This window comes from Rhodospirillales bacterium, assembly GCA_018666775.1.
Classification (GTDB): Bacteria; Pseudomonadota; Alphaproteobacteria; order SMXQ01; family SMXQ01; genus JABIXC01.
In genome coordinates, this window is record JABIXC010000017.1 from 200,631 (window position 1) to 215,978 (window position 15,348).

The following is a 15,348-nucleotide window of genomic DNA, read 5'->3' on the forward strand; positions in this document are numbered from 1 at the left end:
GTGGGCCATTGCACCCCTTTCAATATGGCAGCGGACGGTTTAGATTGTCTGCCAACACCATCCCCGGCGGAAAAGCCGGGTTAATTCTATCGGGAGACCAGAATGCCTACAAAAACACTCAAAGACGTCACCGTTGCCGATGCCTATCTGGCGATCCTTGCTGATCGCGGTGTTGATTACTTGTTTGGCAATGCCGGTACCGATTTCGCACCGCTGATCGAATCCCTGTCCAAGGCGCAGACCTTGGGGCTTCCCCATCCGGAACCCATCACGGTTCCCCATGAAAACACCGCCCAGCATATGGCCATTGGCTATTATCTGGCCACCGGCAAGCCCCAGCTGACCATGATGCATGTCAATGTTGGCACTGCCAATGGTATGAACGGGTTGTTGAATGCATCGCGGGGCAATATCCCGATGCTGTTTACCGCCGGGCGCACGCCCACCAATGAAGACCAGCTTGATGGCCATCGGGACAATGTCATCCATTGGACCCAGGAAATGTATGACCAAAACGGCATGACGCGCGAAGCCGCCAAATGGGATTACGAACTGCGCAATGGTGAACAGATCGAAACCATCGTTGATCGTATGCTGACCATGTCCATGAGCGACCCCAAGGGCCCGGTTTACCTATCCCTGCCCCGCGAAGTGCTGGCCATTAAAATGAAAGAATACACCTATGAAACCCCGGGCCGGGTCCAGCCCACGGAATCATCGCTTCCCAATCCTAAATCCTTGGACGAAGCAGCATCGATCCTGTCGAAGGCGAAAAACCCGGTGATCATCACCAATTGGGGCGGCCGTAACCCCGGCGTGATGCCCGCATTGGTGGCTTTGGCCGATAAATACGCCATCCCCGTGGTCGAATTTGGCAACCGCTTCATTGCCATGCCCAACCGCCATCCCATGTATGCCGGTGGCAACCCGATCCCTTACGTAGAAGCCGCCGATGCCATTTTGGTGATCGATTGCGCCGTACCCTGGTTGCCGGCCAAAGTGCAGCCAAACGAAGACTGTAAGGTCATCCAGATGGCCAATGATCCGATGTATTCGATGTTCCCGGTGCGCCATATCAGAAGTGATATTTCTCTGGCTTGTGGCACAGACCTTGGCCTGTTGGCGCTGGCCAATGCCATGGGCGAGCCTTCGAAAGACGCAAAAGATGTGATCGAGGCCCGACGCAAAGTGGTGACCGCCAAGCATCAGAAGCTGGAAGATAATTGGGCCCAAAAATTGGAAGACGTCAAGAATCAGACCCCGGTCCATCCGGCGTGGTTGTCCCATTGTATTGCCCAAGTGAGTGATTCTGACACCATCTTCTCCCAGGAATCAAAATTGCCACCGCAATATTTGCCCATTGAAAAACCCCTGCACCTTATGAATGCCGGTGCCTCTTCGGGGCTTGGTCATGGCATGGGCGTGGCGCTGGGTTACAAATTGGCCGACCGCGATAAATTGGTCATCGGCGTTCATGGCGATGGCGCGTATATGTTTAACGTGCCGGTTTCTGCCCATTATGTGGCCGCAGAACAGAAATTGCCGATCCTGTCGGTGGTGATGAACAATCAGAAATGGCAGGCCGTTCGCGGTGCCACCCTGCGTATGGTGCCTGATGGTTATGCCTCAAAGGCCAACCAGATGCCGCTGGCCCATTTCACCGTCGAACAGCATTACGAAAAATTGGTCGAGGTTTCCGGCGGTTATGGCGAACAAGTCACCGACCCGGCAAAGGTCATGGGTGCGGTTGAACGCGCCCACAAGGCCGTGACCGTTGAAAAGCGCCAGGCATTGCTAAACGTGATGGTCACAGACCCGATTTAGACAGCTATATCGGCCCGGTCGGCCTTTGGAAATAACCTAAAGAAATTGTCGGTGGTAACATCGGCAATTTCTTTTTGACTAAGCCCTAGAAAATCTCCCAAAAAGGCTGCCGTGTGCGCGGTAAAGGCAGGTTCACACCGTTTCCCCCGAACCGGCACCGGGGAAAGATAAGGCGCATCAGTTTCCACCAACAATCGATCATGGGGAACGATTTTGGCCACGTCGCGAACATTTTCGGCATTCTTGAACGTCACAATGCCGGAAAATGAAATGTACATGCCATAGCGAAGCGCGGTTTCAGCCACGGCCCGGTTTGCACTAAAGCAATGGATCAAGCCCGGGAAAGCACCGCGTTCTTGTTCTTCCGAAATGATTTGAACGGTTTCATCATCGGCATCCCGGGTATGGATGATGATGGGCAGGCCCGTTTGGCGGGCAGCTTCAATATGGGCTCGAAAGACCTGTTCCTGTTCCGGGCGTGGGCTGTGTTCATAATAAAAATCAAGCCCGGCTTCCCCGATGGCAATGACCTTGGCGTGATCGGTCTCGGCCATGATGTTCTCAGCGGTCAGGCCCTTGGCCCCTTCTGCTTCGTGGGGATGGACGCCAACAGAACACCAGATGCCATCATGGGTGTTTGCGATATCTAAAATTGCCGGGAAATCAGCGAATTTTGTGCAGATGCTGACCATGCCGCCAATGCCCGCCGCCCGCGCCCGCGCAATGATGGCGTCGCGGTCGTCGTTAAAGTCGGGAAAGTCCAAATGGCAGTGGCTGTCGATGATCATGGGGGAGTTTACCTAATTCATAAGAAAAGGGCCGCACTTATTGTTGTGCGACCCTTCTCTGTTCTGATCCCAAATGAGATTTAGGATTTTTTCTTCTTCTTTTTCTTTTTCTTGGATTTGCAAAGCTTCTTGTTTTTAACAATGGCTTTGCACTTGAAAAGCTTGCCCTTGCTCAGTGCGGCGCGGGTTAGTTTAACGATTTCCATCGGCGCCTGTAGGGTTTCTAAAATAAGCTTCTGGACTTCGATGCCAGACACCGGATTGACATCCAGCTTGGCGCGTTTGGCTTCGGCCAGAAATTGCTTGTCGTCCATTGTGGCATTGAATGCCGAACGCAAGGTTTGGACCCTGGAAACGGGCAAGCCCGGTGTGGAAACCAGCGGGCGGCCAACACGGACACCCGATGACAACAGGCGGAGGACTTGGCGTCCCGCTTCGTTTGGTGCAAGGGTGTGCAGCAATGGCACATCAAGGTCTTTTTCTTTGGTCAGACCCATTTGTACGACCACGGTGACAAGCTTTTCCTTCAGGTAGCGCGGTGTGCGGGCCTTCAGGGATGTCCAGGCATTGGAGCCACGGCCTTCCACTTCGCCCCGTTCCATGGCGAGGTTGATGCGTGAACCACCCCGGAAACCGTGGATGATCTTGAATTTGGTGCCGAGAACATTGTTCATGGCGCGGGGGTATTGAACCGATGTGCCCCGGGTGCCAACGCCGCCGATGATGTATTCGCGTTTCTTGAGGTCTTTCCAGCTTTTGACCTTTGCTGTGTGCCACATCATGATGATGTTGTTGCCCTCATTGGCATTGCCAATCCAGGTCAGCTTGCCCGGATCAAGTTTAACGCGCTTGGGTTCAAGAATTTTGGAAATGGCGGCATTCTGGCTGATGGTGGCCATGACCGTGCCATCGCGCTTGGCCTTATGATAGAGATAGCCGGCTGCAACAAGGCTGCCCGCGCCCGGCATTTGCTGGGGGACGACCGTTGGGTTACCGGGGATATAGCGGGCCATATTGCGTGAGACAAGACGCGCATAGGCATCATAGCCGCCACCGGCTGAATAGCCGATCAGGACGCGGATTGTTTTGCCTTTATAAAAAGTCATGTCGCCCGCAGCGTGTACCGGGGCCGGGGCCAAGCAAGCAATGCCGAGTACGGTAAGGCCTGCGGCGAATATCTTTTTGATCATTTTTTCCTCCCTGTTGTATTTGACAGCCCCTTTCAGAGGAGCCACCACTGACGTGTTGTCAGGACCAAAAGGGTCCCATTCTGTGTCATAGGGAGTCAAGTGTCAGGAATGGGTGGATCGGGGCTTTAGGAATCTTCTTCTGGGGCGATAAAACGTGGGAAAACGCCTTCGGGCTTGGGCAATGTCGTGCCCGGGGCCAGGGCATGATCCCTACCCCAATGGTTAAAATCGCGGGCATCCTTGGCAATACATAGCTGATCCAGCAGTTTGTCAGAGCTCTCGGGCATGAAAGGCAGCGTTGCCAGGGCCAAATGGCGAATGGCTTCGGCCAAAACGTACAACACGGTGTTCATACGTGGGGGGTCTTCTTTGCGCAATTTCCAGGGTGCCTGGGTATCGACATAGGCATTGGCGGCGCGGATGCAAACCCAGATATTCTCCAGAATTTCGTTGAACGCCTGGCGTTCCATGTCTTTGCGCATGCCATCGATCAATTTGATGACGCCATCATCGAGAAATTCCCGGTCGGCTTCGGTGAGCTCGCCTGGCTCTGGCACGACGCCTTCACAGTTTTTATGGACCATGGACAGCACACGTTGGGCCAGATTGCCGTAATCATTGGCAAGTTCGCCGTTCATGCGATTGATCATGGCGGTGTGGGAAAAATCCCCGTCATTGCCAAAAGGCACTTCGCGCAACAGGAAATAACGCACCGCATCCAGCCCGTAGGTGTCGATCAAGCTGTGGGGGTCGATGACATTACCTGTGGATTTGGAAATTTTCTGACCTTCATTGGTCCACCAGCCATGGGCAAAGACCCGTCGGGGGGGTGTGACCTCTGCGGCCATTAAAAAGGCTGGCCAATAGACCGCATGGAACCGTAAAATATCTTTACCCACCATGTGAAGAGATGATGCCCAAAACCTTGAATATAAATCAGAATTTGTATCTGGGTACCCAACGCCTGTCATGTAGTTGGTCAGCGCATCCAGCCACACATACATAACGTGATCGGGATCATCGGGTACGGGCACGCCCCATTTGAAACTGGTGCGTGATACCGATAAATCATTAAGCCCACCGGATACAAAGCTGATCACTTCGTTTCGGCGGCTTTTGGGGCCGATGAAATCAGGGTTTTCGTCATAAAAGGCCAGCAACCGGTCCTGCCACGCGGAAAGCTTGAAGAAATAGCTGGGTTCTTCCATCCAGGTGACCGGGGCACCGGTTGGCGCGATTTTTTCACCATCGGGGCCTTTTTGCAGCTCTGTTTCGGTGTAATAGGCTTCATCACGAACTGAATACCACCCCGCATAGGAGCCCAGATAAATTTCGTCGCGTTCCCGCAGCCTTTGCCACAGGTGTTGAACCGAATCGTAGTGGCGTTGTTCCGTGGTGCGGATAAAATCATCGTTGCTGATGTTCATCGCCTGTGCCAGTTCGCGGAAACGGGCGGAATTACCATCAACAAAGTCTTTTGGGGCAATGCCTGCGGCGGCTGCGGCCTCTTCTACCTTTTGGCCATGTTCATCGGTGCCTGTCAGGAAATAAACATCGCGCCCATCAAGGCGCATGAACCGGGCCAGAACGTCGCATGCCAATGTCGTATAGGCATGGCCGATATGGGGCACGTCATTGACGTAATAGATGGGTGTCGTGACGTAAAAAGGCTCCCCCATGGGGTTTTTCTCCAGGTTTCCGGTGTCAAATATGGGTCGTTTCAGGCGATTTTGCTTATGGCAAAGAATGCGTTGAGCAGCACCTGTTTGCGGTCAAGATTAACGGCACCCGCACGGGAAAACAGGTGGGTGATCTTTTCCCATACCTCGACCCATTGATCAAGGCTGCCTGTTGCCCCAAGACGCGCCATAATCTCGGCTTCACCGGAAACAAGACCTTGAGGGGGGGAACCGACTGCGCGCATTCGAACCAATTGGGTGATCCACCACCCCAGAAGGTCTGTAAAGACGTCAAAGGCTTCAAATCCGCCACTTTCCCCACGGGTTCTGGCGATAAGCTCAGTGGCGGTGTGCAAACGGGGGCCATCAAGGTCCGGCAGGCCTGATAACAGGTTTACCAGTTCCCCATAAAGCGCCACGCCCCCGGCATCGGCCAATTGCAAAGCCCTGCCGATGGACCCTTCAGCGATGGTTCCCAATAATTGAGCATCAGAATTGCTGATATCTGGCCGGTAACGGCCGATCAGCTCTACCACGTGGGCATCATCAAGGGGGTTCAGTGCCAGTTTGCGGCACCGGGAACGGATGGTTGGCAAAAGCCTGCCCGGGGCATGGCTGATCAGCAACAAAATGACTTTTTTGGGCGGTTCTTCGAGGGTTTTTAGCAAGGCGTTGGCGGCATTGCGATTCATGTCTTCGGCACCATCGACAATGACCACCCGCCACCCGCCTTCGGCGGCGGTCAGGGACAGAAAATCTGAAACCCGGCGGATATCATCGATGATAATGGCTGTGCGTCTTTTTTTGGTCTTTTCGTCATAGCCGCGTTCCACCGTCATAAAATCGGCATGGCCATTGGCAGCGATGCGCCGGAACAAGGTGGTGGCGGGATCAAGCCATAGATCACCGCCTGCTTTTTCAAACCCGGAATCTGGTTCTGCCTCAGCGACATTGGCGGCTTCTGTGGTTTCTGTCGGCAATTCACCAAACAGACTCATGCCTTCGTTTGGATCCCCTGCCCCCGCAGCCCCTGAAGCGCCCTGTGCTCCCGCCATTTCCATGCCAGCGCCGGTTTGGGCCAGAAGATGGCGGGCGAACCGATAGGCAAGCGTTGCTTTGCCAATGCCCTTTGGGCCGCTGATCAGCCACGCATGGTGGATGCGCCCTGCTTCGACGGTGTCTGCGATCTGTCGTTCAATGGCTTCAAAGCCAATCAGGTCCGGGTTGTTTCTGGGGTCGGGGTATAGGGGCGTGTCATCAACATCGGGGACTTCTTTTTTGGGCCTTTTTGCCATCACAGACCCTTTGCCAAAATTGCCTGTTGGATGGCTTCAGACACGGCTTCGACGTCTTTGGTGGCATCGATGATAACGCACCGATCAGGATTGCTTTTGGCAATTTCCAGATAGCCGTCACGCAAGCGCCTGTGGAAGTCGATCTCCATGCGCTCATATCGGTCTTCTGTATCATTGTGCTGGCGACTTTTGGCTCGGGCCAGCCCGTCTTCGACCGCCAGATCAAGGATCAAGGTGATATCGGGGCGGATGGTGCCACATGAATATTCATTGAGGGCCTCAATGGTTTTAAAATCAAGCCCGTGCCCAAAGCCTTGATAGGCCATGGTTGAATCGATGAACCGGTCACAGATAACCCAGTCTCCGCGCGCCAATGCGGGCGCGATCAGGCGTTCGACATGGTCAGCACGGGCTGCGGAATGGAGCATGGCTTCGCTTAATGGCGACCAGCGCCCGGGTTCGCCTTCAACCAGAAGGCTGCGGATTTGTTCGGCCCCATCTGATCCACCGGGTTCCCGGGTGAGCGTGACGGTGATGTCGCGGGATTCCAGAAAACGGGCAAGCAATCCCACCTGGGTCGATTTGCCGCTGCCTTCTCCGCCTTCCAGGGTGATGAATTTTCCGTTTCCCACAAACAGGCCCTCTTATTTCAGGTTGCCCCACAGAAGATGACGCAGGCTGGCGGAAATGCGCCCGGCAAAACCAAGACGTTCAACGGTACGCCCGGCTTTGAGCGGAAATTCTGTCACCGGAACATTGGGGGCACTGATCACCAGTTTGGCAATCACGGTGCCCTTTTTGATGGGTGCCGCAATGGGGCCAGTATAGACGACTTTTACCTTTGCGTTATAGCGCGCGCGCCGTGGCAGGGTGATGGTCAGCTTTTCATCCAGCACCAAAGGCACCGTTTTGTCTTTGCCCAACCAAACTGCGGCCTGTTCAACCGCTTCGCCTTTGGCAAACAGGGTGAAATTGCGGAATTCACGAAACCCCCATTCGATTAGACGGCGGGATTCTACGGTCCGCGATCTTTGACTGGGCAGACCGTTCACCACCAAAATCAGGCGTTGTCCCTTGCGGATGGCCGATCCTGCAAGCCCGTACCCTGCCGCTTCTGTGTGGCCGGTCTTCAACCCATCGCCGCCATCGGTACCAAACAAGATGGGGTTACGATTGGGTTGGCGGATGTTGTGGTAACGGAAGGATTTTTCTGAATAGATTTTATAAAGCTCTGGAAAATTGTTGATGGTCAAAAGGGAAAGTTTGGCAATATCGCGAACCGTCATCATGTGGCCTTCTTCTGGCCAGCCCGAAGCATTCTTGAAGGTGCTGTTGTTCAGGCCAATTTCGGCGGCCTTTGCATTGACCAATTCGGCAAAACTGGTTTCATCCCCCGCCAGTCCCTCGGCAACGGCGATGGAGGCATCGTTCCCTGATTGAACAATAATGCCCCGCAACAAATCACGGATGCGGATGCGTTTGCCCACTTCTACCCACATTTTTGAACCGCCTTTTTTCCAGGCTTTTTTGCTGATCAGAAAAGTGTCGTCCATGTTGAGCGACCCTTCTTTGAGTCTTTCAAACAGCATGTAAACTGTCATCATCTTGCTCATGGAAGATGGCGGTACCCGTTGATCGGCATTTTTTTGTAACAAGACCGTCCCGGTTTCGGCATCAAGCAAGATGGCCTGTTTGGCCAGCGTTTTGATCGTTGCCGCACTTGCTTCTCTGGCTCCTGTGGCCCCATTGCCAATGGGGAGGATCAGCAAAGCAAGGGCAGCAATGAGACAGAGGGCCATGGGCCAATGTTTAGCGGGGGGCTTCATTCGGGGGCTTATCCTTCGGACAGTGTGCGAATCGGTGTCTTGTTTGTAGCAAATTTTGCAAGAAACATGACCCTCAAAAGGGCCGAAATTATGACGCCTTTTAACGTTCAAGGGTGATTCTGGCTCCGGGAACCCCGGTATTGATAATTTTCTCCAAAAGGCCATCGGCCTTGGCAAGGTTATCGATGGGGCCAACCCTGACCCGATAAAGATTTTGATCCCCAAGCACGACCCCGGTAATGACCGTGTTGCCAAAGGAAGAAAGGCGACGTTTCAGGCGGTTGGCATTGAAAAATTCTGTAAAGGCGCCCGCCTGAATATACATGGTCGTCTTTTCAACGGGCCCCTGAATGACCTTTGTCTCAGAGGGCAGCTTCTTTGGCCGCTGAATTTGCCACGATCCGGGCTTTGGCTTTCCAGCCCGGGCCAGTTTGACAGTGGTTGGTTTGGGGGCCCCTTCCAATGCCTCTTTGGTAACAACCCCTCTGGGGGCTGGGACAACGGGGGGGGTATCGGATGAATCGGGTTTTGGCATGGTCCGGATGTCCCCTGCCCGGGCAAGCTGTCTCGCGCCGGAAAGGGCTGCCATTTGGCGGCTTTCATCGGCGAGAACCCGAACCCGAACCCTGGTTGTTCCTTTGCGTGAAAAGCCCAGAAGCTGTGCGCCGCGCCGCGACATATCAATAATGCGGCTATGGGCAAAGGGCCCCCGATCATTAACCCGAACCCGGATGGAACGGCCATTTTCCAGATTGGTAACCTGAACCATGCTTGGCAAAGGAAGGGTTCTGTGGGCAGCGGAAACCTTGTTCATATCGAATAATTCGCCGTTGGCCGTGGGGCGTTTGTTGAAGTTGGGGCCATACCAGGACGCAATCCCGGTTTCGACATAGCTGTAATTGACCGCTGGATAATACCAGACCCCTTTGATCTGGTAGGGATTGCCAATCTTGTATTTGACAGCAGCATCCTTGCTTTTGTCGCGGCCCCAGGTTTTTGCCGCATGGACGACAAGTTGGGTCTCCGCACATGCTCCAAGCACGAATGCAGTAACAAACAAAAGGCTCAATTGGTGGGCAAAACGCATCATATTGTGGTTGCTTTGGCCGAAGGTCATAAATATGGGAGTTTATCGACCTCTTATGCGATCGGCAAGGGTCCCGACAGCTGCGGCAAAGGCAATCGAGCAATTCCACCGCAAAGTGGCCCTGAAATTCCTGTAAACCAGAAATGCGGTGCTTTTTTCGCTGTATGGCGGCCCATCGGGCAACACCAGAGAGGCCTTCAGGTTCCGGGCGGGCAAATCACGGCCATCCATGCGACGAATTCCCATGGCCTGCCATTGGGGAAGGGTTTTGCGGGCCGATAGTTTTTTCAATGCCCGACAACCCCGTTTTCGTTTGATGTTCATCAAGGCTGGAATGTTTTTTTCAAATCCTGCCGGAAGACGCACTTCCCGCCCCCAGGTTTGGTCCGCGCGCCAGCCTGCCCGTTTCAGGTAATTGGCAGCGGATGCGAACACATCATCAATGGTTCCCCAGATGTCGCGCTTGCCATCTTTGTTGTAATCCACCGCATAGGCCAGAAAACTGGACGGCATAAACTGGTTTTGGCCCATGGCCCCGGCCCAGGAGCCTTTCATTTTTTTAGCACTGATATGGCCCTCATCAATGATGGTCAGCGCGTTAAACAGTTCTTTTCGAAAATATCTGGATCGCCTGCCATCATGGGCCAGCGTCGCCAGCGCGCGTACAACAGAAAAAGACCCCATGGCACGCCCAAAGCTGGTTTCAATGCCCCAAAGGGCAACCACGAAACGCGGCTGGACGCCATAGACTTTTCCGACCTCTTTCAAAAGGGTTGCATGTTTGCCATACCGTGCCCGGCCGGTGTTGACGCGCCATTTGCTAACCCGTGCATTCAGGTATTGGTGGAACGTTTGGGTGAATTCCGGTTGTTTCCGATCCAGCTGAATCACCCGCTTGATCGGGATAAGGCCAGTCAATGCGGCATCCAGGGTTGCTTTGGAAATGCCCCGTTGCACGGCCTCTGCATGAACGCCTTTCAGCCAGTCATCAAAAGGCACTTCTGCGCGCAGCGTATGGGGGACCAGTAAAAGGGCCAACAGGGCAAAAACAGCGGTAAGAATCTTGGGCATGTATCCACCTTGGATCATTCGTGGGTGATCTGCCCTTATCCCACGCAAAAACGACAAGAGCAAGGCACGAGGGGCACCTGTGGGGGCGTCTTGTCACGCATTCGCGCGTGTCGTAAAATAATAGCCAATAAAAAATAAACTGAGGAGGCCCAAACCATGGCAGAACGAAGAGTCGAACAATTTTATGTCTTTATGTCAAAAATTCTGGATAACCCCGCTGCGACCAACCTCAATGCAGAGGCACTGGCCGAAGCCCATCATGCCTATCTTCAGGATTTGGCAGACAAGGGCCGGTTGATGGGGTCTGGGGCCACAAAGGATGAAACCGGCAAACGCTATGGCGGTGGCATCATCATCATTCGCGCAGATTCTGTTGCCGATGCCGAAGCGACGGCGGCATTGGAGCCCTATTGCCGCGAAGGCCAACGCAGCCCAACGATCATTCCCTGGCAACGCAGTCGGTTTGAAGCCTGCGAGGCGTAAACCCCTTCTAGGTTACATCGACCAAAGTATTAGACATCTTTTCCCGGATGTCTTCGGGCATGGGGACGGCTTGGCGCGTGTTCAAATCAAAGAACACCTCCACCGCTTCTTGCTTTGCGCAAAGAACACCGGTTTCGGCATGTTCCAGATGCTGGATATAGGTGAAGCTTTTGTTGCCAACCTTGGTGAAGCCACTTTTGACCTTCAGCATGTCACCGGCGCGGGTTTCGTGGATGAAATCGGTGCAGGCCCGGGCCACCACGGACACAATGCCGCTTTCCTTCATGGCTTCATGGGTGAAACCCAACCGGGTCCAGAGATGAAACCCGGCATCATCAAAAATCGGCGCATACCAGCGCACGTTCATGTGTCCAAAATGATCGCAATGCCAGGGAAAGACGACGGCGCGGTTGGTTTCCATCCAGTTATCTGTGCTCACGCTTGAATGCTCCTTAAAAGGGGTGTGACTTGGAGACATCTTACAATCTCCTGCCCGATTTAAAAAGCTATTGCCATTATTGCACCGGTTATTGACCTGTGGTGACAGACCGCAAATAGGCGATCAGGGCATCGCGATCTTCAGCACTGGAAATGCCGCGAAAATCCATGCGGGTGCCGGGCATCATCAAAAGAGGACCGGCAATAAATTTTTGCACATTTGCTTCTGTCCAGATCAGGTTTGATTTTTTCATGGCAGGGGAATACCGAAAATCTTCTGCCCTGCCCGCCTGCCTGCCGAACATGCCATAAAGATTAGGCCCGGCACTGTTGCCTTCATCTTTCTTCGTGATATGGCAGGCTTTGCATTTTGCAAAGACGCGCTTTCCACGTTTGATATCCCCAGACATTTTTTTCACCATTTGGGGTTTTGTCTCGGCTCCATTCGGCCAGAGAACCATCGTAAAGGCGCACTGATTTATTGCCTAAAATTTCAGAGGCGACGAACCAGCCGATGGATGCCCAGTGGCCTGTATTGCAAAAGACGATTTGCGCACCGTCTGTCTTCACACCGGCTTTTTGGTACAGCTTTTTTAATGCCGCCCGGTTTTGGAAATACCCACCATTTTTGATGGTTATTTTTGTCGCTGGCACATGGCGGGCCCCTTTTATGGTGCCGGGCTTTGTGATTTGGGGATTTTTCCACATGCCCCTATATTCTTGTATAGGCCGATTATCGACAAGGGGAATGCCCTGTTTTCGCGCGGCAACAACATCTGCTTTCGTCGCCAATAGTTCAGGCCTGTAATGTGCCTTGAATATTTTATGGTCCGGGGTTTCGATATCCCAGTCCATGTCATAGCCTGCCTTGACATAGGCCTTCAGGCCACCGTTCAGGATCGATACCTTGTCATGGCCCAAGAGCTTGAATATCCAATAGAGCCGCGTTGCCCCACCCATTTCCAGTGCATCGTCGCCAGCTGGGATCAAAACAACATGGGTATTGTTATCAATGCCCAATGTTCCGATCACGGTTTCCAGTGATTTGATATCGGGCAACATGCCGGGGACGCCAGCCGCATTTTTGATGCGCCAGCGATTTTTCAGGTAATCGGTATAGACGGAACCGGGGATATGCCCATTTTCATAAGACTTCTGTGCGCCGATGCGAATATCGAGCATGCGGATGCCGGGTTTCTTCGTATTGGCCTTGATCCAGGCAGCATCGACCAATGGCCGGATTTTATGGCCATAAGTCCCATTCGCCTGAACCTGCATTGATGCGCCTACCCATAGTAAGGCTGCAACCAATGTTGCCCTTATCAAGATTTGAATTTTTACCAAGGTATACCCTTTAAATAAATAACATGCTGCATGACGCGATAAATACACAAAAAAAAAGTTAAATATAATATTTCACATTATAAAATATGTAATTAAATAAGCAATGCCAAAGATCGATCTGCTCATATCTCAATAATGACGCTTTTTATACTCGTTTTGAGTTGGTTTAAGAGAGATTTTTACCCCTATGTCCCCCAACGGTGTGCTATATCGCCCATCAGGTTGGTCGGGTGGCAGAGTGGTTGAATGCACTGGTCTTGAAAACCAGCAAACGTGCAAGCGTTTCGAGGGTTCGAATCCCTCCCCGACCGCCATTTTTTCAGCCAGTGCCTGATTTTAGTCCTGATCGAGGACTTGGCGAACCATTCGAGCAAGGTCTGACTTTCGGTATGGTTTTTCGATTAATTTGTTCTCACCAAGTTCGATTTGATCAAGGGCCGCAAGTTGGGAATAGCCTGAGGTGTAAAGCACCTTGACGGCGGGGTTCTGTTTCTTTGCTTCGGCAGCAATTTTCGGGCCGCTTGTCCCGCTTGGCAAAATCACATCGGTAAATAACAGGTCAACCCTGGGCACTGTCTTTAGTATGGACAGGGCGGCATTTCCATCTGGCGCCATAAGTATTTTATAGTTCAGGCTTTCTAACAGGGTGGCGGCAATTGCCCGGATATCGTCATCGTCTTCGACGACCAAAATGGTTTCGCCATTGGCAACGGGAAGATCAATTTTATCTGGTGCGGTCACTGGTTGTTCCGGCGGATAACACCGTGGCAAATATAATTTTATGGTCGTTCCCTTGCCAATCTCGCTATCAATGTTCACATGGCCACCAGATTGATTGACGAAGCCATAGACCATAGACAGGCCAAGCCCACTGCCCTTGCCAATTTCTTTGGTGGTAAAAAATGGATCGAAGACATGATCAAGGACGTCCTTCGACATCCCGTGTCCGGTATCATTGACCGAGACCATCACGTATTCCCCTGCCTTTAATTCAGTTTCTGGTGCAGCCATATCATCATCAAGGGTAATATTTTGAAATTCGATGGTAAGCGTTCCGCCATCGGTCATGGCGTCGCGTGCATTAAGAGCAAGGTTCAGGATGGCACTTTCCAATTGATGGGGGTCCACTTTGCAGTGCCATAGATCATCATTCCCCAAAACCTTAATCTCGACTGTTGCCCCCAATGCGCTGTGCAGCAGTCTGGTCATGCCACCCAGCAGTTGTCCGGCCATGATGATTTTTGGGAAGAGTGTTTGTTTGCGGGAAAATGCCAACAGTTGATTGGTCAATGCCGCGCCGCGTTCACTGGCACGCATAACCGTGGCAAGGTACGGGAGAACATCATTTCCGTTCTGGGCGGCTTCCTCTGCCAATTCGATGTTGCCAATGCTGACCGCCAAAAGATTGTTGAAATCATGGGCGATGCCCCCCGTCAGTTGCCCGACCGTTTCCATCTTCTGGGCTTGCTGCAGTTGCCGCTCTGCTGCGCGTTGATCGGTGGTGTCTGTTACTGTAGCAATATATCCACCACCGGTTCTGGGCATCCGGTTAAAGGTAAAGGTGCGCCCATTGGGAAGGGTTCGTTCAACGCTGCTTTTCAGCACAGGGGCATTCAGCCTTTCTTCCACCAATTGTTCTTTAAATTCATCTTCAAAGTGTCCCAGTTCCATCCGCTTTAGAAGAATTTCCCGACGGTCCATACCGATGCTGAGGAAGTCAGCAGGAAGCCCCAGTATTTCGCAATACTGAGGATTGAAGGCGATCAAATCATGGTTTTTATCAAAAACAGCGACACCCTGGATCATGCTTTCGAAGGTGACATTGATGAGTTGTGATTTTTCTTCTGATTCCTGTTCCGCCAATTTGCTGGCGGTAATGTCCTGGAACAGATTGACGGTTTCGATCAAAGTGCCTTCGCTGTCTCTTACGGCCATGGCATCCGTGACCAGCCAAATGATTTTTCCGGATTTTTGGATGTAGCGTTTGATAACTTGTCGCGTATCCATCTTGCCGGCCAAAAGCAAATCGCGTTCATCATTATGTTTTTCCCGGTCTTCAGGAAGTGTAATGTCCCTCAGGTGAGTGGATTCCATTTCGGCTACGGAATAGCCCAACATATTCAAAGCCGCATCATTAATAGCAAGGGATCGATCCCGACGGGTTCTGATCATGATGCCAACGCCGGATTTTTCAAAAACCCTTCGGATGCGTTCTTCACTTTCCTGTAATGCCTGTTCCGCAATTTTGCGCTCAGTGATATCTTGAAACAAACTGATCAAGTGTTCCAATTGGCCATTGTCACTTCTTACGGCGGACATTTCA

The 15,348-nt window shown here is 52.6% G+C and carries 14 protein-coding genes and 1 tRNA gene; 3 read left to right on the forward strand and 12 right to left on the reverse strand.

The annotated features are described in order from the left end of the window. Positions 1–102 precede the first annotated feature (102 nt). Entirely contained in the window at positions 103–1,824 is a 1,722-nt protein-coding gene (locus tag HOJ08_08945; GenBank protein ID MBT5673560.1) for a thiamine pyrophosphate-requiring protein, read from the forward strand. On the opposite strand, the gene HOJ08_08950 is transcribed toward HOJ08_08945, so the two are convergent. The 8 genes from HOJ08_08950 to HOJ08_08985 form a co-directional block, all read right to left on the reverse strand. Beyond that, positions 1,821–2,612: a TatD family hydrolase gene (locus tag HOJ08_08950; GenBank protein MBT5673561.1), complete on the reverse strand. Its 792-nt coding sequence runs from the start codon at positions 2,610–2,612 to the stop codon at positions 1,821–1,823. The two genes, HOJ08_08945 and HOJ08_08950, sit on opposite strands and share 4 nt — an antisense overlap. A gap of 80 nt (positions 2,613–2,692) precedes the next feature. Continuing rightward, positions 2,693–3,802: a hypothetical protein gene (locus HOJ08_08955; GenBank protein ID MBT5673562.1), complete on the reverse strand. Its 1,110-nt coding sequence runs from the start codon at positions 3,800–3,802 to the stop codon at positions 2,693–2,695. Between the two features lie 125 nt (positions 3,803–3,927). Further along, entirely contained in the window at positions 3,928–5,481 is a 1,554-nt protein-coding gene (locus tag HOJ08_08960; protein ID MBT5673563.1) for a methionine--tRNA ligase, read from the reverse strand. 41 nt (positions 5,482–5,522) lie between these two features. Then, entirely contained in the window at positions 5,523–6,776 is a 1,254-nt protein-coding gene (locus tag HOJ08_08965; protein MBT5673564.1) for a DNA polymerase III subunit delta', read from the reverse strand. Further along, complete coding sequence (locus tag HOJ08_08970; protein ID MBT5673565.1) at positions 6,776–7,408, reverse strand: dTMP kinase; 633 nt, start codon at positions 7,406–7,408, stop codon at positions 6,776–6,778. Before HOJ08_08970 ends, HOJ08_08965 begins: the two co-directional genes overlap by 1 nt. A gap of 12 nt (positions 7,409–7,420) precedes the next feature. Next, on the reverse strand, positions 7,421–8,575 hold the full coding sequence (locus HOJ08_08975; protein MBT5673566.1) for a D-alanyl-D-alanine carboxypeptidase: 1,155 nt from the start codon (positions 8,573–8,575) through the stop codon (positions 7,421–7,423). Between the two features lie 127 nt (positions 8,576–8,702). Further along, entirely contained in the window at positions 8,703–9,719 is a 1,017-nt protein-coding gene (locus tag HOJ08_08980; protein MBT5673567.1) for a septal ring lytic transglycosylase RlpA family protein, read from the reverse strand. A 12-nt stretch (positions 9,720–9,731) separates the two neighbouring features. Continuing rightward, positions 9,732–10,760 carry a lytic murein transglycosylase gene (locus HOJ08_08985; protein ID MBT5673568.1) on the reverse strand — a complete coding sequence of 343 codons (1,029 nt, stop codon included), beginning with the start codon at positions 10,758–10,760 and terminating at the stop codon, positions 9,732–9,734. Positions 10,761–10,916: 156 nt separating this feature from the next. Here HOJ08_08985 and HOJ08_08990 point away from each other — a divergent pair, with 156 nt between their 5' ends. Continuing rightward, positions 10,917–11,243: a hypothetical protein gene (locus HOJ08_08990; GenBank protein MBT5673569.1), complete on the forward strand. Its 327-nt coding sequence runs from the start codon at positions 10,917–10,919 to the stop codon at positions 11,241–11,243. Positions 11,244–11,250: 7 nt separating this feature from the next. Here HOJ08_08990 and HOJ08_08995 read toward each other — a convergent pair whose 3' ends face one another. The 3 genes from HOJ08_08995 to HOJ08_09005 all read right to left on the reverse strand — a co-directional run bounded on the left by HOJ08_08995 (position 11,251) and on the right by HOJ08_09005 (position 12,959). Continuing rightward, the gene (locus HOJ08_08995; GenBank protein MBT5673570.1) at positions 11,251–11,682 is read right to left on the reverse strand and encodes an acyl-CoA thioesterase; all 432 of its coding nucleotides are present in this window, start codon (positions 11,680–11,682) and stop codon (positions 11,251–11,253) included. 88 nt (positions 11,683–11,770) lie between these two features. Next, the gene (locus HOJ08_09000; GenBank protein ID MBT5673571.1) at positions 11,771–12,091 is read right to left on the reverse strand and encodes a cytochrome c family protein; all 321 of its coding nucleotides are present in this window, start codon (positions 12,089–12,091) and stop codon (positions 11,771–11,773) included. Continuing rightward, positions 12,018–12,959, reverse strand: a complete 942-nt coding sequence (locus tag HOJ08_09005; protein MBT5673572.1) for a sulfurtransferase — start codon at positions 12,957–12,959, stop codon at positions 12,018–12,020. The genes HOJ08_09000 and HOJ08_09005 overlap by 74 nt, the downstream gene beginning before the upstream one ends. 290 nt (positions 12,960–13,249) lie before the next feature. Here HOJ08_09005 and HOJ08_09010 point away from each other — a divergent pair. After that, positions 13,250–13,339: transfer RNA gene (locus HOJ08_09010), tRNA-Ser, on the forward strand. A gap of 22 nt (positions 13,340–13,361) precedes the next feature. Here the strand turns inward: HOJ08_09010 and HOJ08_09015 are convergent. After that, positions 13,362–15,344, reverse strand: a complete 1,983-nt coding sequence (locus tag HOJ08_09015) for a PAS domain S-box protein (GenBank protein MBT5673573.1) — start codon at positions 15,342–15,344, stop codon at positions 13,362–13,364. Between the last annotated feature and the right edge of the window lie 4 nt (positions 15,345–15,348).

Excerpts from the sequence above, each read along its gene's own strand:
- HOJ08_08945 (MBT5673560.1), top strand. The coding sequence starts at position 103 with ATGCCTACAAAAACACTCAAAGACGTCACCGTTGCCGATGCCTATCTG.
- HOJ08_08950 (MBT5673561.1), bottom strand. The coding sequence starts at position 2,612 with ATGATCATCGACAGCCACTGCCATTTGGACTTTCCCGACTTTAACGAC.
- HOJ08_08955 (MBT5673562.1), bottom strand. The coding sequence starts at position 3,802 with ATGATCAAAAAGATATTCGCCGCAGGCCTTACCGTACTCGGCATTGCT.
- HOJ08_08960 (MBT5673563.1), bottom strand. The coding sequence starts at position 5,481 with ATGGGGGAGCCTTTTTACGTCACGACACCCATCTATTACGTCAATGAC.
- HOJ08_08965 (MBT5673564.1), bottom strand. The coding sequence starts at position 6,776 with ATGGCAAAAAGGCCCAAAAAAGAAGTCCCCGATGTTGATGACACGCCC.
- HOJ08_08975 (MBT5673566.1), bottom strand. The coding sequence starts at position 8,575 with ATGGCCCTCTGTCTCATTGCTGCCCTTGCTTTGCTGATCCTCCCCATT.
- HOJ08_08980 (MBT5673567.1), bottom strand. The coding sequence starts at position 9,719 with ATGACCTTCGGCCAAAGCAACCACAATATGATGCGTTTTGCCCACCAA.
- HOJ08_08985 (MBT5673568.1), bottom strand. The coding sequence starts at position 10,760 with ATGCCCAAGATTCTTACCGCTGTTTTTGCCCTGTTGGCCCTTTTACTG.
- HOJ08_08990 (MBT5673569.1), top strand. The coding sequence starts at position 10,917 with ATGGCAGAACGAAGAGTCGAACAATTTTATGTCTTTATGTCAAAAATT.
- HOJ08_09000 (MBT5673571.1), bottom strand. The coding sequence starts at position 12,091 with ATGTCTGGGGATATCAAACGTGGAAAGCGCGTCTTTGCAAAATGCAAA.
- HOJ08_09005 (MBT5673572.1), bottom strand. The coding sequence starts at position 12,959 with ATGCAGGTTCAGGCGAATGGGACTTATGGCCATAAAATCCGGCCATTG.
- HOJ08_09015 (MBT5673573.1), bottom strand. The coding sequence starts at position 15,344 with ATGTCCGCCGTAAGAAGTGACAATGGCCAATTGGAACACTTGATCAGT.